19 protein-coding genes are annotated in these 19738 nt (G+C 60.8%); 7 read left to right on the forward strand and 12 right to left on the reverse strand.

The features are described from left to right. Positions 1-35 precede the first annotated feature (35 nt). The 3 genes from M0D66_RS03960 to M0D66_RS03970 all read right to left on the reverse strand — a co-directional run bounded on the left by M0D66_RS03960 (position 36) and on the right by M0D66_RS03970 (position 3486). Positions 36-836 carry a hypothetical protein gene (locus tag M0D66_RS03960; protein WP_266209075.1) on the reverse strand — a complete coding sequence of 267 codons (801 nt, stop codon included), beginning with the start codon at positions 834-836 and terminating at the stop codon, positions 36-38. Between the two features lie 727 nt (positions 837-1563). Beyond that, positions 1564-2679: a succinylglutamate desuccinylase/aspartoacylase family protein gene (locus M0D66_RS03965; protein WP_266209076.1), complete on the reverse strand. Its 1116-nt coding sequence runs from the start codon at positions 2677-2679 to the stop codon at positions 1564-1566. 39 nt (positions 2680-2718) lie between these two features. Then, on the reverse strand, positions 2719-3486 hold the full coding sequence (locus tag M0D66_RS03970; protein WP_266209077.1) for a transporter substrate-binding domain-containing protein: 768 nt from the start codon (positions 3484-3486) through the stop codon (positions 2719-2721). A gap of 116 nt (positions 3487-3602) precedes the next feature. On the opposite strand from M0D66_RS03970, the gene M0D66_RS03975 reads away from it, so the two are divergent. Then, positions 3603-4523 (forward strand): LysR substrate-binding domain-containing protein, encoded by a 921-nt coding sequence (locus tag M0D66_RS03975; protein ID WP_266209078.1) that lies wholly within the window; start codon positions 3603-3605, stop codon positions 4521-4523. Between the two features lie 54 nt (positions 4524-4577). On the opposite strand, the gene lysA is transcribed toward M0D66_RS03975, so the two are convergent. Further along, the gene (lysA, locus tag M0D66_RS03980; RefSeq protein WP_266209079.1) at positions 4578-5819 is read right to left on the reverse strand and encodes a diaminopimelate decarboxylase; all 1242 of its coding nucleotides are present in this window, start codon (positions 5817-5819) and stop codon (positions 4578-4580) included. 110 nt (positions 5820-5929) lie between these two features. Between lysA and M0D66_RS03985 the strand changes: the two genes are divergently transcribed. Beyond that, on the forward strand, positions 5930-6859 hold the full coding sequence (locus tag M0D66_RS03985) for a LysR family transcriptional regulator (protein WP_211706744.1): 930 nt from the start codon (positions 5930-5932) through the stop codon (positions 6857-6859). Between the two features lie 57 nt (positions 6860-6916). Further along, positions 6917-7762, forward strand: a complete 846-nt coding sequence (locus M0D66_RS03990; protein WP_093634269.1) for an oxidoreductase — start codon at positions 6917-6919, stop codon at positions 7760-7762. Here M0D66_RS03990 and M0D66_RS03995 read toward each other — a convergent pair. From M0D66_RS03995 to M0D66_RS04025, 7 genes are all read right to left on the reverse strand, one after another. Next, positions 7759-8178, reverse strand: a complete 420-nt coding sequence (locus M0D66_RS03995) for a rubredoxin (RefSeq protein ID WP_301772710.1) — start codon at positions 8176-8178, stop codon at positions 7759-7761. The genes M0D66_RS03990 and M0D66_RS03995 overlap by 4 nt on opposite strands. Before the next feature lie 449 nt (positions 8179-8627). After that, a complete protein-coding gene (locus M0D66_RS04000; RefSeq protein WP_093634271.1) occupies positions 8628-9866 on the reverse strand; it encodes an aromatic ring-hydroxylating dioxygenase subunit alpha in 1239 nt (412 codons plus the stop codon). A gap of 189 nt (positions 9867-10055) precedes the next feature. Beyond that, a complete protein-coding gene (locus M0D66_RS04005) occupies positions 10056-11507 on the reverse strand; it encodes a glycosyltransferase family 2 protein (RefSeq protein ID WP_266209083.1) in 1452 nt (483 codons plus the stop codon). Between the two features lie 56 nt (positions 11508-11563). Continuing rightward, positions 11564-12163, reverse strand: coding sequence for a cytochrome b (locus tag M0D66_RS04010; RefSeq protein ID WP_093634273.1), 600 nt, complete (start codon positions 12161-12163; stop codon positions 11564-11566). Positions 12164-12342: 179 nt separating this feature from the next. Next, entirely contained in the window at positions 12343-12942 is a 600-nt protein-coding gene (locus M0D66_RS04015; RefSeq protein WP_200618709.1) for a uracil-DNA glycosylase family protein, read from the reverse strand. 25 nt (positions 12943-12967) lie between these two features. Then, on the reverse strand, positions 12968-14071 hold the full coding sequence (locus M0D66_RS04020) for a cyclopropane-fatty-acyl-phospholipid synthase family protein (RefSeq protein ID WP_266209084.1): 1104 nt from the start codon (positions 14069-14071) through the stop codon (positions 12968-12970). A 53-nt stretch (positions 14072-14124) separates the two neighbouring features. Next, on the reverse strand, positions 14125-14901 hold the full coding sequence (locus M0D66_RS04025; protein ID WP_266209085.1) for a DUF1295 domain-containing protein: 777 nt from the start codon (positions 14899-14901) through the stop codon (positions 14125-14127). Positions 14902-15064: 163 nt separating this feature from the next. On the opposite strand from M0D66_RS04025, the gene M0D66_RS04030 reads away from it, so the two are divergent. The 3 genes from M0D66_RS04030 (at position 15065) to M0D66_RS04040 (ending at position 17798) form a co-directional block, all read left to right on the forward strand. Continuing rightward, complete coding sequence (locus M0D66_RS04030; protein ID WP_266209086.1) at positions 15065-16129, forward strand: DMT family transporter; 1065 nt, start codon at positions 15065-15067, stop codon at positions 16127-16129. Between the two features lie 182 nt (positions 16130-16311). After that, the gene (locus M0D66_RS04035; protein ID WP_093634278.1) at positions 16312-16515 is read left to right on the forward strand and encodes a DUF3562 domain-containing protein; all 204 of its coding nucleotides are present in this window, start codon (positions 16312-16314) and stop codon (positions 16513-16515) included. A 179-nt stretch (positions 16516-16694) separates the two neighbouring features. Then, the gene (locus M0D66_RS04040) at positions 16695-17798 is read left to right on the forward strand and encodes an FAD-binding oxidoreductase (protein WP_266209087.1); all 1104 of its coding nucleotides are present in this window, start codon (positions 16695-16697) and stop codon (positions 17796-17798) included. Between the two features lie 38 nt (positions 17799-17836). Here M0D66_RS04040 and M0D66_RS04045 read toward each other — a convergent pair whose 3' ends face one another. Next, complete coding sequence (locus tag M0D66_RS04045; protein ID WP_266209088.1) at positions 17837-19309, reverse strand: PLP-dependent aminotransferase family protein; 1473 nt, start codon at positions 19307-19309, stop codon at positions 17837-17839. Between the two features lie 107 nt (positions 19310-19416). Here M0D66_RS04045 and M0D66_RS04050 point away from each other — a divergent pair, with 107 nt between their 5' ends. Further along, a complete protein-coding gene (locus M0D66_RS04050; RefSeq protein WP_266209089.1) occupies positions 19417-19692 on the forward strand; it encodes a hypothetical protein in 276 nt (91 codons plus the stop codon). Positions 19693-19738 lie beyond the last annotated feature (46 nt).

Here is a 19738-nt window from a genome sequence, read left to right on the forward strand (position 1 = left end):
ACTTTTAATTGGGGTTTTACTTATATAAATATATATTAGAATTTCTCGTTGCCCTCTTTTCCTGTGAGAAGCATCCTTGCCATATATCCCCGATAAGGCTCGGGCAGAGCGTTCCCTTTGGAGTAGAGTGTTCGAACTGTCGCGCAAGCATCCTCATCGTTCGCTGTCTTCAAGCTAGTCAACCCGGAAATAAATGCCGTGGATTCCGGCTCATACATCGATCTTGCGATTTTTAGAACGCCCCGCGTTGCGTCTTCAGTTGACAGCACGATAAGCGGCGACCCATCCAGTTGTGCCTCAATGGCAGCTTTGTTAATAGCGAACCATGCTTTCGCTTCGTCGTCGCTAAACGATTCCATGACTGAAGAAGCTTGGACCGTGAACTCCATGGCGTTGAGTCCGCCTTTTAGAAACGTGCTGCACATATGGGTGTCCAGCGATGGCAATATCCTGGTGACAGCGGACAGTCGCTGCTCAAGTAGATCAGTGGATAGTCGAGGCAATCCCTTTACTGCTAGCTGGCCGGACAGCCTCAACAGATGACCGGGACCTGCCGAGTCGCTAAGAGCCGCCAGTTTCTTGTTATTCAGCACCCAATTGCGGAATTCATTGAACTCACCGTGTATCGGTGACGACGCCGGATATGGATTCATCGATACAGTAGGATCGTTGCCGTTTGAGTTGGCATTGATGATCCTTGCATCACCTCCCGCCACCGCACCGGCCGTAGTCTTTTCTGTATCTTGCTTCTTTATAAAAAAGCACCCCAGAGAAAACGCTAGTAGGGAAATGATGATCAAGGCGGCAATGCCCAGGTATTTTCTTGTGCAATTCATTTATCTTATTCCGGTGCTGTCCTGACCATGTGTCGGAGCGGTGAACAGGTGCTGGCGCAGCGGGCTTTTCTCGCTCGGGCACTTTTTAGCGTGCCTCGCAATCATCGAAGAAACGATCTGCACGCGTCTAGCAGAAATTTCTGCATTGGTGCCGGGAATGGTCAGACACATCGAAGAAAGCGGCTATCGATCGGCTATCTGTGTTGCTTGGGCAGGTAGGCGGATTGGCGCTGGCGAAGTGCGGACCGCGACACAATGCTAGTGCGTGATAATGGAATGTGACCGAATGAATTGCTGGTCTTCCAGATGGGACAGACGCTATACGCGGGGGTCGACTATGCGCACGTGTTCGGACCTAGCTCCTAGCTTGGCCGTCCTAGCGGGGATGCAACTGACGGGTGCGATATGGCATTCCGTCACGGTTCGTGGGAGTCTCGTATGAGCTGTCCGCGGGGACGCCGATATATAGACCGGCTGGGTTCCAATTGTGCCGGTGACAGATGGGGCTCCAGATGACTCTGGAGCCTCCTCGAATTGGATCGTACCAGTCAGTGTTTCAAATTCTTCAGGGTCATCGGATCCAACTGAAAAAGGCAGGCCATACCTTTGCTGTCCGGCACGGCATTTGCCTCGCCTTTTGCCGCGAGACCAGCGTTGTAAGCACACGGCAAGGAAACTCCTCTGCCCTAACAGCCTCAGACAAAATCGCTACAAAAGGCAAAGACTCTCACGCCCCCAACAAGACCCCGGTCCTGAACGCCTTCTTTCCAGTCACCCTCCCCAAGGGCGCCCCGGCCGTCACAAACCGAATCGCGCGCCGCATATAAAACACACCCTCGGTATTGCTAACGAGCGTAGTCGTCTCATCCGTCAACGGATCGACGATATCGAACAAGGGCTGGCCAACTCGAATCGTGTCCCCGATCTTCGCGCGATGAATCAGAATCCCGCTAACAGGCGCATAGAACTGCTCGCTGCCAGCAAGAGGTGTAGCAGGTGCAAGCAACTCGGGCAAAGGCTTCGCATCAAGCTTAATAGCCTTCCGCCAAACCAGATAATCGACCAACGCGTCCGCATCCTCCTGGGCAACTTCATAAGACACATCCCGCTGCCCACGGCATTCCACCGTCACAGCAATCGCCCCATTGGGTACCGGCTTATCAGCAGGCATAGCTTGCTGCAGTTGCCACCACAACAAGCTGTGCGTCTCATCAAACGACTCCCCGCCCGAGTTAGTCGCGAGCAACGAAGCCTGCGCGCCCAGATACCGTGACAGAGGTTCAAACTCGGGCCACGCCGCCTCACTGGTATAGAGATGCATTGCCGCTTCCAACGAGCAATGCAAATCGATCACCACATCTGCATCGAACGAGAGCTTCAGCAGCGCCAATTGCAGCGACTCAAACTCAGTCAACGGTTTCTGCTCGGCGAGTTCAGCCGCGATCAGTTCACGAACAATCCGCCGATTCTCCGCAGCATCCGAACCCAAGGCATCCTTAGCCCGCTCTACCAGCTTCGAAAACTGCATGAAGTGTCGATTGAAGTTCTTGCCGCTGCCCAGATCGAAGCGCCCAAGAAACTGCCCGAGTACGTACTGCCCAAGCCCAACCGGATTCGCCACCGGCACCAGTACGATTTCCGCGTTCAACGCACCATGCTTCTCCAGTTGAAGCAACCGACGCTTAAGCAAGACCGTCGTCAGCATCGCCGGCGTTTCATCTGCATGCAGGGACGACTGGATATAAATCTTCTGTCCGCTATCCGCAGGACCAAAATGAAACGACACCAGTTCGCGGTGCGTGCCGATAGCCGGCGACAGAAGCGGAATCGATTGCTTATTCATGAGCGCAAGAAGTCTGGAGAAGAATAGGAAGTGAGTAAATCAGTTACCGTACGGATCGAAGTCAAAGTACTTCTTCGCGATCTGCGCGTACGTACCGTCCTTGCGCATCGAAGCAATCGCCTCGTTAATGGACGCCTGCACCGCAGTCTCATCCTTGCGCAGACCGATACCTACGCCGCGATCACCCATCGAAAGCGGCTCGCCGACAAACGCAAACCCCTTCCCCGCCGGCGTGCGCAAAAAGCCGTAGTCGGCTTCAACAGAACCGAGCAACGCGCCGTCGAGACGACCGTTCTGCAAGTCGGCGAACACCTCATCCTGACTCTTGTACGCAACCACGTGCACACCAAGCGGCGCCCAATTCTTCAGGGCGTAACCCTCGAACTGCGTCCCCGACTGCACACCGATCTGCTTGCCAGCCAACGCATTCAAACCGCCCGCGAGCGCCGAACCTTGTCGCGCGATCAGCCGCGATTTGAACTGGAACAGCTTCGACGAAAACAGAATCTGTTGCTCACGTTTCTCCGTGATCGCCATCGACGAAAGGATCGCGTCGATCTTGCGCGCCTGCAGCGCCGGAATCATCCCCGAGAACTCGAGCTCGACCCACTGGCAATGCGCATGGATGCGCCGGCAGATTTCGTTGCCGAGATCGACGTCGAAACCTTTGAAGCTGCCGTCGGGCGCCTTGGAGTCCATCGGCGGATAGGTCGGATCGATACCGAGGCGCAGCGTGGCGGGGTCGGCGGCAAACGCAACACTGCTGAAAGCCAGCGCGGCGCTCAGGATCATCAGCGGAATTTTCATGGGAGGCGGGTGTGGGTTGGGCGGATTACTACTGGGCCATCCTATGCCGCCGTTGCGCCTCAAAGAAGTCCCGAAAGTAATATCATGATCACTTTTACCGATCACAGAGACTTCTCATGGCGCTGACGATCTCCCAGCTACGCGCGTTCACCGCCGTTGCCGAGCACGGCAGCATTCGCGCGGCGTCGCGGGCGCTCGGCATCGCCCAGAGCGGCATCACGCAGCAGTTGCAGAACCTCGAATCGATGCTGGGCGCGACGTTATTCACCCGCACGAACCGCGGCATCGCGCTGACCGCGCTCGGCCAGCGGCTCTTGCAGCGCGCCGGCGCGATTCTCGGCGAATGCGAGCGGGCCGAGCAGGAAGTGCAGCAGTTGCGTGGCGACTACGCGGGCGAGGTCACGTTCGGCATGACCACCGAGCCGCTCATCGACGCCTTCGCGCCGGTCCTGATGGAATTCCGCGCGCGCTTCGAGCGGGTCGCCGTGCATTTGCGCACCGGCACCTCGCGGATGATGATTTCGTGGATTCGAGAGGGCAGGCTCGATTTCGCCGTCGCGCTAGTGTCGAAGCACACCGATACGGCCGATCTATCCGTGACGCCGCTCTATCCGTCCGATCCTGTGGTGGTCTGCCGTCGCGGTCATCCGAAAGCGGGTGCCACCTCGATTGCCGATCTCGCCGATTGCACTTGGGTGGCGACGCCCTCGCCGAATCTCACTGACGATCCGCAGGTCAATCGGCTGAACCATCTGTTTGAGAGCCACAGTCTGCCGCCGCCGAAGATCATCGCGACGGTGGAAGGTCTGTACGAGACGCTGCATCTGGTTGGCGCGACGGACTGCCTGTCGCTGGAGTCGTCGATTGTCGTCAAACGCGGACCGTTTGCGAGCACGCTCACGTTGATCAATGTGCGCGAACGGGCGGTCGAACAGAACGTCTGCCTGTTGCAGCGCGCGGCGATTCCCGTCACGCCAGCCGCACAGGAACTCGCGACGATGATTGCGTCGTACATGCGCACTGTGCGGGCGCGATGAGCGTTGGAGCATAAAGAGCCCAACGAGCGCTCGCAGCAACCACGCTCGACAAAATCAATCTGGCGTTTCGAGCGCGATCAACTCCTCGATAGTTTGCCTGCGCCGAATCAACCGCGGCGTGCCGTTCTCCAGCAACACCTCAGGCGCCAGTGGCCGGCTGTTGTAGTTCGATGACATCGACGCGCCGTATGCCCCGGTGTCATGAAACACGACGAAGTCCCCTACTTCAGGAGCCGGCATGGAGCGGCTCGTGACGACACCGCCCGCCTCCTGCGTGAACACATCGCCCGCTTCACACAACGGCCCGGCCACCGCGAAAGAGCCAGCCGGTGCTTCGCTCGGCATGCCATTACCCTTCACCACCGTCATCTCATGATGGCTGCCGTAAAACGATGGCCTCACCAGATCATTGAATCCCGCATCCACCAAGGCGAACTGCCGGTTCGGCCGCCGGTTCAGCGCGTGCACCTCGGCAACCAGCACACCCGCTTCGGCGACCAGAAAACGCCCCGGCTCGATTTCGAGTCTCACGCGATGCCCAAGATGCGCTTCGATCTGCCGCCGCGCCGAATCCCAAAGACGGAAATAATGTTCGACGTCGATCCGCGGTTCGCCTTCGCTGTACGGCACCGACAAACCGCCGCCGGCCGAAATCGCTTCGATATCGTGGCCCAAGCCTTGCACCGCTTCGACCATCGCATCGCATACGCGCGATAGATGCGTGTAGTCGACGCCGGAGCCGATATGCATGTGCAGCCCGACCAACTTCAGACCGTAACGCCGCACCATGGCAATTGCCAGCGGCACATCATCTAGCCAGATCCCGTGCTTGCTATGCTCGCCGCCCGTGTTGGTCTTGTTGCTGTGTCCATGCCCGAAACCGGGGTTGATTCGCAGCCACACACGATGACCTTCAGGCGCATGCTGTCCAATACGTTCGAGCATATCGAGCGACCCAGCGTTGACCGTGATGCGATGCTCGATCACTGCAGCCAGCGTTGCGTGATCGACGAGGTCAGCCGTAAAAACCACGCCCTCTGGATCGCCATCCGGCGTGAAACCCGCCGCGAGACTGCGCGAGATTTCGCCCAAAGACACCGCGTCGACCATCGCCCCTTCGTCCCGCATCAGCTTCAGGATGTGCACGTTCGAACACGCCTTCTGCGCATAGCGGATCAAGTCGAAGCTGCGCAATTCGGCAATACGCTGGCGGATCACGTCGGCGTCGTAGACCCAAAGGGGCGTGCCGTACTGACGCGCAAGTTCGACGAGTTGTGGTGGATTGAATGTGGTCACGGTTCGCGGCTCTCTATCTCGAAGCATTAGTGAGCAACATGATGCTGAGAACCGGTCATTCAGTAAAATACCTATTCTTTGTGAATCCATTCATTCTTGATATACACATCATGGCGCTCACTCATCGACATATCGAAGTCTTCCGCGCGTTGATGACAGCAGGCAGCGTCACCAAAGCGGCCGAGATGCTCTTCACCTCGCAGCCCACGGTAAGCCGCGAGCTGGCACGCATGGAACAGAGCGTCGGCTTTGCCTTGTTCGAACGCGTGCATGGGCGGCTACGTCCAACCATGTCCGCGTTGACGCTGTTCGATGAAATCAAGCGCACGTATATCGGGCTCGAAAGGGTGGCGTCCACGGCGGCAAGTCTGCGCGAATTCCAGGGCGGCCAGCTTTCCATCATCGCGTTGCCCGCGTTTTCGCACTCGATCCTGCCAGGCGCGGCGAAGCGTTTTCACGATGTACAGCCCGGCGTCAGTCTCTCGATCGCAACACAGGAATCACCGTTTCTCGAAGAATGGCTGACCGCGCAGCGTTATGACCTCGGCTTGACCGAACATGGCGCGCCGCCTGCTGGAACACGCCTGACGCCCTTGCTCGAAGTGGACGAAGTTTGCGTGTTGCCCGATGGGCATCCATTGCTCGCCAAGCGCGTGATCGAATTGAAGAACTTCGCGAATCAGCCCTTCATCAGCCTGTCGTCGAACGATCCGTACCGGATTCAGATCGACGAAGCCTTCACGCAAGCAGGCATCGCGCGCCGCCAGATGATCGAGACGCCCACCGCCGTCTCCGTGTGCAGTTTCGTGCGGCAAGGTCTCGGCGTGGCCATCGTCAATCCGCTTACGGCGCTGGATTTCGCGGGCCGCAATTTGCATATCCGGCCGCTCGCTGTGTCATTGCCGTTTCGAGTGAGTGTGGTTCATCCAGAGCATCGCCCAAGCCATCCGCTGGCCGGTGCGTTCGTCGACGCGCTGCAAAGCGAGGCCGCCGTGTTAAGAATACAATTAAAAACCCACTCGAAACGCAAGCAGCAATAAGGGCGCTATTCGACCAACAACCCGCGCCACGTTCGCCCATCAACCGGAGTTTCCCAAATGATGAATCGAGACAATCCCGTCTGGCTGATTACAGGCTGTTCCACCGGCTTCGGCCGCGAGTTGGCGAAGTTGGTGCTGGAGCGCGGCTGGCGTGCGGTGGTCACCGCACGCGACGCGTCGAAAGTGAAAGATATCGCCGAAGCGCACGGCGACCGCGCGTTAGTTCTACCGCTCGACGTGACGAACCGCAAGCAGATCGCGGACGTGGTCGCGCAGGCCAAGCAGCGTTTCGGGCGCATCGACGCGCTCGTCAATAACGCGGGATACGGCTATCTGGCCGCGATCGAAGAAGGCGAGGACGACGAAGTCCGCGCCATGTTCGAGACCAACGTGTTCGGTCTGGTCGACATAACGAAGGCGGTGTTGCCGATCATGCGTGAGCAGCACAGTGGCTTGATTGTGAATGTGTCGTCGATTGGCGGCATCACGAGTTTCGCCGCGACCGGTTATTACCACGCCACCAAATACGCGGTGGAAGGTTTGTCCGAGTCGCTCGCGACGGAAGTGAAGCCGCTCGGCATCGACGTGCTGATCGTCGAACCCGGCCCGTTCCGCACGAACTGGGCGGGTCCGTCGATCAAGCAATCAGCGACGGAGATCGACGACTATGCGGCCACGGCCGGTGAGCGCCGCAAACAGACCGAGGCGCGCAGCGGCAAGCAGGCGGGTGATCCGGTGCGCGCCGCCCAGGCAATCATCGACGCCGCGCTGTCAGACAAGCCACCGCTGCGTTTGCTGCTCGGCAAGGCCGCGCTCGAACTGGCGCGCAAGAAGCTCGACTTCATGCGCGGCGACTTCGATGCGTGGGAGGCCACGACGGTCGGCGCGGATTTTCCGGCTTAAAACTCGACCAACGCAAAATCTTCCTTGCCCACGTCGCACAGTGGGCAACGCCAGTCGGCCGGGACCTCTGCCCAGCGGGTGCCCGGCGCGATACCTTCTTCCGGCAAGCCGGCGGCTTCGTCGTAGATCCAGCCGCAGATCACGCAAACCCATTGTTTGAAGTCGTCCGCAGGCGCCGCGCTTTCTTCCGCGGCATGTGGCGCATCGACCGCGCGCGACGCCGCCGTCGTCTCGTCAAGGCTCACAACCAAAGGCGCGACGGTACCCGCACTACTTTCAGCCAGGCGTGCCTGCAGGCTTTCCAACAGCCGTTGCGCTTCGACCTGCGTCAAATCGATCCAGTACGGATCGCCGGCGCCGTCGTTGAGCCGTTCGGGAGAAAACTGGATTTCTACAGCGACGCCCTTCTTGTACATGGCAAATCGGAATATCGATGAAGCCGGCGACGAGCGCCGGCATAGGGTCGGATGCTTGAAGGGAGGGCTTCGTGGCGGGGTCAGGCGAACTGGTTCAGCGCAATCGCTGCGATCAGGCCGGCGGCGCCGATGAGGCCCAGCAGTTGCAGCAGAGTGAGGGATTTGCGGGATGCGGTGGGGATGTGTTGCGTAGTCACGAGGCGTTCTTAAAGATTGGAAAAAGCGAAATGGTACACGGGTCGGAGGTCAGCGCATCTCGATTGGCGCAAACCTCGGCGTGTCAGATGTCATTATCGCTGCTCGATCGGCCTGAATTCCCTACCGGGTGGAGATGGATTCGTTCTCCACCGGGCGGAAAGCCGACTTACGAAAGCGCCACCTCGCCAGCATGCTCAGAAACCGCCGCCACGATCGCGGCAACGGCCGAAGCCCCAAAAAAAACTCGAATATCAAGTATTCGACAATGGGTTGCCGTGACGCGAATCCCAGAAGCGGATCACCGCGGCGCCACCCGTGCCGGCGCCCACCACCTGATCCGGCGCGCCGCTTTCGCGCAACAAGGCGCGTAGTTCGTTGATGACCGGAAACACCTCGTGATTCCAGTCCGCGCCCTGCGAATCATGCGCACGCTGTTCCGCTTCGACGATCTCGCGGTCTTCCTTGAAAATGCGTTCGGTGAACCACACGAGCAGCGGCCACGCGAGATTCAGCACGCCGGGAATGCCCGGTTTGCGAATCGACAGCAGGCCAAAGGTGCGGTTCGTGCGCTGCTCACGATCGAGCGGCACGTAGACGATCCACAAATCCATCACCAGCGTCTGATCGGACGTGCGGATCTGCAGCGTCTGATACGGATACTCGGTGCGGATCGTCATCACGTCCTTGTCGTTGTCGCCGCCGGTCTTGCGGCTCTGGCCAAACACGATCGCTTCGCCGATCGGCTGCTGGCCGGCCATGCGCGCAAACGTGTAATCGACTTCGACCCAGCCCTCGCCGCGCCGCCGGCCCAGCGAACGTGCGCGCATCTGACCCATCTGGCGGCGATGCAGGAACTGATGGTTCATATCCATCAGATTCTCGTGCATGAACGAATAGTGGCAATTCACCGGACGGCCGAAACGGCGCGTCTTGTACTTTTTGTCGGATACGGAGCTGAACGCGGGTAGCGGCCGTTCTTCGGCCAACTCGGCATTGCCGGGAAACACAAAAATCAGGCCTTCGACTTCGCGGCACGGATAAGAACGCACGCCATTGGGCAGCCGGTCGCGGCCCAGATACGGCACGTCGATGCAGGTGCCGGAGCAGTCGTAGGTCCAGCCGTGATAGCCGCAGCGGATCGACTCGCCGTCCACCACGCCCTGATGCAACGGTACCTGGCGATGCGCGCAGCGGTCTTCGAGCGCGAACACCTTGCCGGACTCCGTACGCGCCAGCACGATCGGCTCACCCGCGAACGTCACACCATGCGTCTTGCCCCGCTTCACCTCATGCGACCACGCGAGCGGATACCAGTAATCAGGGTGAATACCTACGCGCCGCAGATCGCGCACTGGGGCGTCGTTGGCGGCCTGATCCGGCGCGTGGGGTTTCGCGCCTGTTGAGGCGTTGGTTTGCGCGGCTGTATGAGCAGGCGACGCATCGACCGGCGCATCGACGGTGTCTTGTTCGAGCGGGGGAACAGCATGCATAGGTGGAGCCTCCGTGCACGAGCGGATAGAAGGTGGTCGCCCTGCAATTCGCGGGCCGACATCGCCGTACAGTCTACTCGAACCCGAAGCGGCATGGTTCCCCCGCCTGCGTGCCGTGTCCGGCTCGCCGCCCGTTGGGTTGGCGAGCCATTCTTCCTCTCCATATGCCTTTGGTCAGATGATCGGCGGCTAGCTTTCGTCGCGCGTCACGAGCCCGGAGCGGCGTTGCACGCCCCACGAGCGTCCGCCGCGCAGGAAATGCAGCCAGCCGAGCAGAGCGCCGACGTGTCGCACGAGCTGGAATGTGAATGGCTCGGCGATCGCCGCCAGCACCGCCATCCACAAACTGGAGCCGGTGCGATGGCCAGTCCAGCGGCGATACAGATGGATACACCAGAGATAAAACGCGAGGTCGATCGCCGTTTTAAGGCCGATCACGCTGAAAATCGACACGACGATCGCGCCATGCCCGCCGAACAGAAAGCCGAGCAGCAACGCGAAGGCGGTCAACCCGTAGATCGGCTGCATCGTATCGATGGCCTTGACCGGCAGCATCAGCATGCCCATCTTGCCGTAGCGCGGGTTGCCGGTCATGTCGCGGTTCCAGTATTGCGTTTGCAGGAAACCCGCAAACCAGCGGCGGCGCTGCCGCAGGAAACTGCCGAGGTTGTCCGGCGCGTCGGTGTGCGCATGGGCATCGCCGACCACACGCACGTCCCAGCCGAGATCATGATCGACCGAATAGCGGCGCAGCCGATGAATCAGTTCGTAGTCTTCGACCAGGCACTGCGGATCGAAACCGCCCACGTCGACCAGCGCGTCACGCCTGAACGACGCGAAGGCGCCGGAAATCAGCAGCAGACTGTCGGCGCGCATCCACGCAAAACGGGCGATGAAGTTGCGCATGTACTCGTAGGTCTGGAACCACTGGAACACGCGGCCCGACACCGATTTGCCGCACACCGGCACCAGAATGCCGGCCGCCGCGACCAGCTTCGGTTCACTCGCGAAGGCGGCGCGCATCGCGTAAGTAGCGTCGTCGTCGAGCAGCGTGTCGGCGTCGACGGTCATCACGGTCTCGGTGGTCATGACCATGATGGCGGCGTTCAGCGCTCGCGCCTTGCCGCCGTGCGGCACGCGCAGCCAGTACAGATTCGGGTACAGCGAACTCGGCGCGCTCAGCACGCCGTCAGCGGCGGCAGTGAGGCCAAAGCGTTCGGTGAGCAGCGTGTGGGTGGCATCGGTGGAACCGTCGTCGGCGATCACAATTTGCGCCGGGCCATGCGTCTGGCGCAGCAGCGCGGCGAGCGTCACCGGCAATACCGTTGCCTCGTTATGCGACGCGACAATCACACCCATGTCCGGCAAGTTGCGCGCATCGAAGTCCGGCTCGAGCGGCGGCGTGGGCTGCATCAGCGGCAGCGTTTTCCAGGTGACGAACGCAAGCAGCAAGGTGTCGTACACGACATACGCGATGCCGGTCGACCACGCCACCACACCTTGCAGAAAGAATGCGCGGGCGAACAGCAGCAACCACAGCACGACGACGCTGAAATGAATCAGCGTGCTGAGCAGCGTAGTGGGACGCGGCAGTATGCGCGGCGATGCGAGGGCGAGCGCCTGTTCCAGAGTTTTCTTCAAAATGACTGCCGAGTTCGTCGTTGGTGGTTATTAGATAGAAAGCAGCGTGGCGATGCTTACGGCACCATGCGTTTCAGAACCGACTTGCGATCAATCCATTGATGCTTCAGCGCGCCGCCGATATGCATTGCCAGCAACGCATACAGCGCGTAGCCGAGCCACGTATGCAAGGCGCCGAAGCGGTCGTGCAGTGTCTCCTTGAGCACCGGGTCGAGATTCATCACATAGCCGATGCGCGGCCAGGGAAACAGGTTGAACAGATGCATGGGATGTGTGGCAGCATCTTTCCACGCGGAATCGTGCAGCCAGCCGGATAGCGGCAGCGCGATCATCAGCAGGTACAGCAAGAAATGGGCAACGTGTGCGGCGATTTTTTCCCACGACGGAAACTCACGCGGCAACGGCGGCGGCTTGTGCGTCACGCGCCACAAGATGCGCATCAACGCGAGACCGAGCACGGTGATGCCGATCGACTTATGCGTGTCGACCACCGGACGCACCCAGTCGTCAGGCCATGATTCGGCGGTCAGGCCGAGTACCACATTGCCGATCATCAGCAGCGCAATCAGCCAGTGCAGCGTTATCGCCGTGCGGGTATAGCGCGACGCCAGCGGCGTGCCGGTTGAATCGGTCAAGGAGTCGGCGTGAGTATTCATCGGTCGTTCCGTCTGCAAATGGTTTTCTAGCGAAAGCTGTTTGAAAATTCGGCCGTGCCGCAGCAGGCCTGATCTCGCCGCCGGTATGAAGCAAACGCATCAGTTTGCCGTTTTATTCCGTCAATCGCTTAATTGTGTGTTTCCGATTGTTTCGACGTATTTCGACGGCGCGAGGCGGGTCATTCCTCGAGCGCCGCACCAACCCGCGCCCGCAAAGTCGGCAATACGTCTGCTTCGAACCAGGGATTGCGCTTGAACCACGCGATATTGCGCGGCGAGGGGTGCGGGAGCGGTATTACGTGCGGGCCGTAATCACGCCAGCGCAGCAGCGTATCGGTCAGCGTCGGCCCGAATGCGTCGCCGAGGCCAAAACGCTGCGCGTATTGGCCAATCAACACCGTGAGCCGCACCTCGCGCAACTGGGCCAGTAAGGCCTGATGCCAGAGCGCGGCGCATTCGGGCCGCGGCGGCAAATCGCCACTCGTGCCTCTGCCCGGAAAGCAGAAACCCATCGGCACGATGGCAAATTTCGAGGCGTCGTAAAAGGTTTCGTCGGAGACTTCGAGCCAGCTGCGCAAGCGTGCGCCACTGGCGTCGCTCCATGGAATGCCCGAAGCATGCACGCGCGCACCGGGCGCCTGGCCGATGATCAGAATGCGCGAATCAGCCGACGCCACGACGACCGGACGCGGCGCATGCGGCAGCACCGGCGCGCATACCGTACAGGCGCGAATGTCGTGCAACAACGTGTTCAGTGAAATGGGTTTCCTTGCGGTCATACCGAGGCGCGGATCAGGATTCGGTTTAGCGTTTTACAAACCGATAGTGTCCCACGCCCCACTCATTCCCGTTGGCGTAGCCGAACAACTCGGCCACGGCCATATAGAACATGCGCCAGCGCTGAAACCATACAGCCACATCGCGCGCGCCATATGTATGGACCAGCATCGGCATCACGCGGTCACGCGCTGCGTCGAGCGCGGCGAGCCAGTGATTCGCCGTGCGCTCGTAGTGCGCGCCGCTCACCCACCACTGCCGCTCCATCCGCAGATCGTCCTGGAAGTTCAGCAGGAGCGCTTCGGAGGGCATCGTGCCGCCAGTGAAAAAGTACTTCGACATCCAGTCGTTGCCGTCCTGCACCTGAAAGTGATAGGCAAGCGTGCGATGCACGAAGATATGCACGAACAGCTTCGCGTCGTCGCGCATCCAGCGTGAAATCTTGGCGAGCAGCAGCCCGTAGTTCTTCATGTGCTCGAACATCTCGATCGACACCACGCGATCGAAGCCGCCGCCAAGCTGCGCTTCGTCGAATTCGAAATCGACGACATTGCCCGTGACCACCGAGAGGTTGTGCAAACCGAACTCCGCCGCGCGCGCTTCGATGAACACGCGTTGCCCATGCGAATTCGACAGCGCGACGATCTGCGCGTTTGGATAATGCGCCGCCAGCCACAACGACAACGAACCCCATCCGCAACCGAGATCGAGAATCCGCTGACCGTCGGCCAGTTCCGCGCGTTCGGCGTAGCGCTCTAGCATCGCGGCTTCGGCTTGCACGAGCGTCTCATTGCCGGTTGGGTACAGACAGCACGAATACTTGAGATGCGGTCCGAGATGCGCGTGGAAGAACGACGCCGGCACCTCGTAATGTTGCGTGTTGGCGGCCTGCGTTTCGATGGCGATCGGACTTGAACGCAAGTCGTCCAGCAGACCGTTGAGCCGTTGTGCGCGCACCTCGCCGTTGTCGATCGCTTCGTCGCGCAAACGCTGGCGCATCAGCTGACGCATGCCGAAACGGATCACGCTGTCGGGCAGCCAGCCGCGTTCGCAGCTCTGAATCAGCCAGCCGTCGCTCGGCTCGGCGGGCGACGAAGGCGGCATTGTATGGTCGGTGGTGGAAAGGCTCATGAGGCTGACTCCCTATCGTCTTGTCTGGACTTTTGTGTCGTAGCCGGCTCGTCTCAATCCCGTGGCGGCCACGGAATGAGCGCACTGGTGGTGCGCATGTAATCGGCGTAACCGGCGCGCCTTTTCGCCATGCTTTCTTCGAGCAGCGGGATGCCGGAGAGCTTGAGCAATAGAAACGCCATCAGCACCGGTGGCAACAACGTGAACCAACCCCAAGGCGTGCCGATCGACAGCGCGATGTAAGCAAGCCAATGCACGCATTCAAAGAAGTAGTTCGGATGCCGCGAATAGCGCCACAAGCCAACGCGGCACACGGTGGTGTGATTGGCCGGATCCTGCGTGAAGTGCTTGAGTTGACGGTCCGCGATGCCTTCGCCGACTACCGATGCGATCCACACCACCACCGCCAGCACGATCCACCCGATGGCCGGTGCGCTGCTCCGGTACGACGGCACCAGAAATGCGATCGACAGCAGCATCGAAATCACGACTTGCACCTGGAAAAACCAGAACATCTTGCTGGCTGCCTTGTCGCCCCATTCTTCACGGAAGCGCCGATAGCGCGCGTCTTCCGGTTTGCCGAAATTGCGTTTCCACAGATGCGTGCCGAGTCGCACGCCCCAAACCAGGCCACCCAGCGCGGTCAGTGCACGCGACACCGGATCGCCGTTGCCGAGCACGGCGTAGAGCACCGCGACCAGGCCGAGCGAATAGGCCCAAACCGGATCGACCATGCCGGCGTTCCCGATCTTCAACTGCCATGCCCACACGGCGCTGAAGATCGCGATGAGCCCAATCAGGGCGATCACGGCGGCGGCAAATGGCGGCATGGGGGCCTCTTTCGATGGCGATGCGGGTTATACGCTGTGAGGGCGCGATCGGATGCGCGCGAGCGGGATTTCCAGCCCGATCGCCTGTTCGGTGGAGTTAGGCGTCCACGGCCCGATAGCGGTATCGTGTCGGCAACGCCTGCTCCATCCGAATCTCCCGCCCATGCCGACCCGCTTCAACGCCGCTTTCACCGCTCTGCTCGCCGCCGCCTTGTTCGGCGCGACCACGCCGCTCGCCAAGGCGCTGCTCGGCTCGCTGTCGCCGTTTCTGCTGGCCGGACTGTTCTACCTCGGCAGCGGCACGGGCCTTGCCGCCGTGATTCTGGCGCGCCGCCTGAAAGGTCAAGCGGAGGGGCAGCCGGTCAGTCACCACCGCTTCCCGGTGCGCGAAGCGCCGTGGCTCGCCGGCGCAATCGTGGCAGGCGGTGTCGCGGGGCCGGCGCTGCTAATGCTGGGTCTGAAAACGACGCCGGCCGCCACCGGCTCGCTGCTATTGAATCTCGAGGGCGTACTCACCGCGCTGATCGCGTGGATCGTGTTTCGCGAGAACGTCGACATTCAGGTGTTCCTGGGCATGGCCGCGATCGTCGCGGGCGGCGTGGCATTGTCGTGGCAGCCCGGCGCGGCCGGCCTGCCGCCCGGCACCCTGCTGCTGGTCGGCGCCTGCGCGTGCTGGGCAGTCGACAACAATCTCACGCGCAAGGTGTCGACTCACGACGCCATGTTCATCGCCTGCGTAAAGGGGCTCGTGGCCGGATCAGTCAACGTCACGCTCGCGCTCACTTTTGGTGCAGCGTGGCCCAAGGCCACGACCGTCGCGCTCGCCATGCTGACGGGTTTCGCGGGCTACGGCGTGAGTCTCGTGCTGTTCGTCGTCGCGCTGCGCAATCTCGGCACCGCGCGTACCGGCGCCTATTTCTCGGTCGCACCACTATTTGGTGTGACCTTATCGTGGCTGCTGTGGCCAGAGATGCCGCCGCTCCTATTCTGGGTGGCCGCTGCCCTCATGACGCTGGGTGTCTGGCTGCACATCCGCGAACGTCACGAGCATCCGCACACGCATGCCCCGCTGGATCACACGCATCGTCACCGGCACGACGCGCATCACCAGCACGAACATGATTTCGCGTGGGACGGCCACGAGCCGCACACGCATCCGCATTCCCACGCGCCGATCACGCATGCGCACGCGCATTTCCCAGATATTCACCATCGGCATACACATTGATTTTCCGCATCCCCGCATGGCGCGGGCGCTTGCTGCAGTGCAAGACAAAAATCTCTGTGGAGCGAGTCATTCGATAGACCAATTCAATTGGCATCGTGGCCAAACGCATCCTCTAATGAACTCCTGTCGTGCGCCCGTTCCCGGCGACCCGCCGGTCCATCCCGCTTGCCCCGGAGAGTTCCATGTCCCAACCCGAGCCAAATGTCGACGAAGTGGTGAGAAGCATCGCAGAGGAAACCGACACCCCGACGGAAACGGTTTCGAAGATGTACGCAGACACCCTGGCTGACTACCGGCACGAAGCGCGTGTATTCGATTACGTACCGCTGTTCGCCGCGAAGAAAGTACGCGACAAGCTGCGCCATCCGTCGAAACAGAAACACTGACACGGCGGCGCGAGGAGACCACCCCCTGCCTGGTAGCACGCTGGATCGCCCCTGTTGGCTCGCGCGGCGATTCGCTAAAACACATACCGAATTATTTTTCGCGTTGCCAGAACGCGTACCTGTTTATTTTTCCCACTGCTAGACTCTGACCCGGATACATCGACTCGGGGGAAGATGGCATGCGGGTGACAATCGTAGGCGCGGGCATTGCCGGCTTGAGCACAGCGTGGTCGCTTGCCAAGTTGGGACACGACATCACTCTGATCGAGCAGGGCTCGATTCCGAACCCACTCGCCGCCTCGGGCGACCGGAGTCGCATGATCCGTCGAGCGTATGGCGATGCTGACGGCTACGCACGCACCATCGCCGAGGCATTCGATAGTTGGGATCTGCTGTGGAATGATCTCGGCGTATCCCACTATGCGAACTGCGGCGTGCTCGGCATTTCGCAACACGCAGGCGATGGCGCCGAGCAATTTCGCGCCGGTCTCGACCGCATGAAATTCGAGTACGAACAGCTCGACCCGCGCGAAGCGGCCGAGCGTTATCCGTTTCTCGACCCTGCCACGTTTCGCTACGCCTACCTCGATCAGGATGGCGGCGCACTATTTAGCGAACGCATCGCTCGCGACATGAAAGCGTGGCTCAAGATGCGCGGCGCCGAAATTCGCACCCATACCAAGGTACTCGCAGTCGATGCGCATGCGGCCTCCGTACGCATCGAAGACGACACGATCATCCGCGCCGACCGGCTCGTAGTCACCGCCGGCGCGTGGACGCTGCAACTGTTCCCCTCGCTCGCCGAAAACCTGATGACGTATCGCAACGTGGTCGCCTATCTCGAGTCACCCGCGGATCTGGCGGAAGCGTGGTCGAATGCGCCCGCTATCGTCGATATTGGCGGCGCCAGCAGCGGTTACGTGCTGCCGCCAATCGACGATGTCGGCCTGAAGTTCGGCGCCAGTGTGCACAAATCACGTGCACCTGACCCTGACGCCAATCGCGTCGCGGCACCCGGAGAAGGCGACAGTCTGCGTCGCTTGTTTTCACCGCCGTTCAGCCGCATCGACGAATATACGGTTACCGAAGTGAAAACCTGCGCTTACACGTTCACTGCGGATGAACGCTTTTTTTCGAAGCGCATCGGCAACACACTGGTGGTATCGGCATGCTCGGGCCACGGTTATAAGTTCGGCGCGGCAGTCGGGCGCCGGGTCGCACAGGCGCTGGATACCGATGACGACGCCGGGCTCGCGCGTTGGCTCAGGGCGGAAGCGGTCTAGTTCTCTTTCGTCACAACAATACGATGTTCGTTCGCGATCTAGCGTAGCCCACGCACCACGGCGGCGAGTCGCGCCACCAATGCGTCGGCTTCGTGCGGTTTGACGCCCGCGTAGCCGAGCATGAATCCGTTATAGCGTGCGGCGTCTTTAGCAGGCGGCTGACAAAACGCACTGAGCGCAGCGATATGCAAACCGTGCTCACGTGTCACTGCGCTCACGTCCTGATCGCGCAGCGGCACATCGAGTCGCATCGTCAGATGCATGCCGCCGCCGTCGGATGACACCGTCACCAGGTCGCCCATATGCCGCTCGATCGCGTTCACCAATGCGGAGCGGCGCTGCTGGTACAACCGCCGCATACGTCGCAGATGCCGCGCATATTTCCCACTATCGATGAAATCCGCCAACGCGATCTGCTCAGCCACGCGCCCTTGTCGTGCGATCTCGCTGAGCGCCTCGTCGATGTCAGCGACAAGGTGCGCCGGCACGACCATGAAGCCCATCCGCAGCGCCGGAAACATCGTCTTGCTGAAGGTGCCGAGGTAAATCACCGGCGTGTCGGCCGCGAGGCCCTGGATCGACGGCAACGGCGGACCGCTATGGCGCAGTTCGCTGTCGTAGTCGTCTTCGATGATCCAGGCGCCGCGCGCCACTGCGTTCTCGATGATCGACCAGCGCCGCTCGAGGCTCAGCACGCTGCCGAGCGGATATTGATGCGACGGCGTGATGTACATCAGGCGTGGCGGTGTCTGTTCCCAGTGATCGGGCGTCGGCGCCATGCCGGCGGCGTCGACGGGAATCGGCACCAGTTGCAAACCAGCGGCCTGGAATGCAGCCTTTGCGCCGTGATAGCCGGGATCCTCAGCCCAGACACTGTCGCCGGGGTCCGCCAGCATGCAGGCGCATAGATCGAGACTCGCCTGCGTGCCCGAGGTGATAAACACCTGCTCCGCCGAACATCGCACACCACGCGACACGCGCACGTATTCCGCAATCGAGCGGCGCAATGCGGGGTGCCCAGCATTGTTGCCGTAACCGAGTTCCCGCGGTTCGACCGTGCGCCATGCGCGCTCCATCGAGGCACGCCATTGCGCAAGCGGAAATTCATCGAGTGCGGGCACGCCGGGACGAAACGGCGTGGGGTCGTCGGGATTCGTGCGCTCGCGCGGCAGATCGGCGACACGGCGTGACAGGTGGTTTTCAGGCGTCTGCACACTGCCGCTTGCTGCGGAGATCGAGGCGCCTGAACCGCTCACCATGCTGACGATGGAACCATGCCGGCTCGCCGTGATGAAGCCCTCGTCGGTGAGCCGCTCGTATGCGTAGAGGACAGAGTTGCGCGCAATGCCCAACTGTTCGGCAAGTGCTCGCGTGGCAAGAAGACGGCTGCCGTGACGGATATCGCCATCGAGAATCGCGCGACGCAGACTCTCGTAGAGCAAGTCCTGCTGCGTAAGCTTGCGTCCACCCATTGCGCGCTCGACGTTCGACATCAACAGGCCGTAGTCCAATTCCGTGGCTCCAAATTCTGGTCGCATTGTGGAGCTAACAATGGTGCCACAAATTTCTTATGCTGACGGTTCTGGAGTCGCTGAATACTGCGGGAGAGGCCGTTGCGATGAACACGCATGCACGTCACGCCGTTACCGCACGCCTGAGCTATGGCGCCGCGGTGAAGTGGTGCGTGGCGCTGGCGTGCGCGGCTTATGCCTACGGGCTGCTCGAGCCGGCGGCAACGGCACGCGCAAGGTTGGATGCCTGCGTGAATCAAAATCTGGAGCAGCGCGGTAGCGCAACCGGCGCAGCTTCAGCACCGTCCGCAACGCCTACTGCCGCAGAAGAGCGCGAGCAGGCGTTCAGCGCAGCCGTCTATGCTTGTTCGACTCAGCCTTAGCGGCCGCGACGTACTCGCCCTCAACCATCACAACACAAGGAGCCAC

The organism is Paraburkholderia sp. SECH2, from assembly GCF_030464795.1.
GTDB classification, from domain to species: Bacteria; Pseudomonadota; Gammaproteobacteria; order Burkholderiales; family Burkholderiaceae; genus Paraburkholderia; species Paraburkholderia aspalathi.

What these genes read in the sequence shown, in the direction of transcription:
- M0D66_RS03995 (WP_301772710.1), bottom strand. Translation starts at nt 8,178, where the DNA reads ATGTACAAGAAGGGCGTCGCTGTAGAAATCCAGTTTTCTCCCGAACGG.
- M0D66_RS04050 (WP_266209089.1), top strand. Translation starts at nt 19,417, where the DNA reads ATGAACACGCATGCACGTCACGCCGTTACCGCACGCCTGAGCTATGGC.
- M0D66_RS04010 (WP_093634273.1), bottom strand. Translation starts at nt 12,163, where the DNA reads ATGAATACTCACGCCGACTCCTTGACCGATTCAACCGGCACGCCGCTG.
- M0D66_RS04020 (WP_266209084.1), bottom strand. Translation starts at nt 14,071, where the DNA reads ATGAGCCTTTCCACCACCGACCATACAATGCCGCCTTCGTCGCCCGCC.
- M0D66_RS04040 (WP_266209087.1), top strand. Translation starts at nt 16,695, where the DNA reads ATGCGGGTGACAATCGTAGGCGCGGGCATTGCCGGCTTGAGCACAGCG.
- M0D66_RS04025 (WP_266209085.1), bottom strand. Translation starts at nt 14,901, where the DNA reads ATGCCGCCATTTGCCGCCGCCGTGATCGCCCTGATTGGGCTCATCGCG.
- M0D66_RS03960 (WP_266209075.1), bottom strand. Translation starts at nt 836, where the DNA reads ATGAATTGCACAAGAAAATACCTGGGCATTGCCGCCTTGATCATCATT.
- M0D66_RS04015 (WP_200618709.1), bottom strand. Translation starts at nt 12,942, where the DNA reads ATGACCGCAAGGAAACCCATTTCACTGAACACGTTGTTGCACGACATT.
- M0D66_RS03965 (WP_266209076.1), bottom strand. Translation starts at nt 2,679, where the DNA reads ATGAATAAGCAATCGATTCCGCTTCTGTCGCCGGCTATCGGCACGCAC.
- M0D66_RS03985 (WP_211706744.1), top strand. Translation starts at nt 5,930, where the DNA reads ATGGCGCTCACTCATCGACATATCGAAGTCTTCCGCGCGTTGATGACA.
- M0D66_RS04030 (WP_266209086.1), top strand. Translation starts at nt 15,065, where the DNA reads ATGCCGACCCGCTTCAACGCCGCTTTCACCGCTCTGCTCGCCGCCGCC.
- M0D66_RS04000 (WP_093634271.1), bottom strand. Translation starts at nt 9,866, where the DNA reads ATGCATGCTGTTCCCCCGCTCGAACAAGACACCGTCGATGCGCCGGTC.
- M0D66_RS03975 (WP_266209078.1), top strand. Translation starts at nt 3,603, where the DNA reads ATGGCGCTGACGATCTCCCAGCTACGCGCGTTCACCGCCGTTGCCGAG.
- M0D66_RS03970 (WP_266209077.1), bottom strand. Translation starts at nt 3,486, where the DNA reads ATGAAAATTCCGCTGATGATCCTGAGCGCCGCGCTGGCTTTCAGCAGT.
- M0D66_RS03990 (WP_093634269.1), top strand. Translation starts at nt 6,917, where the DNA reads ATGATGAATCGAGACAATCCCGTCTGGCTGATTACAGGCTGTTCCACC.
- M0D66_RS04035 (WP_093634278.1), top strand. Translation starts at nt 16,312, where the DNA reads ATGTCCCAACCCGAGCCAAATGTCGACGAAGTGGTGAGAAGCATCGCA.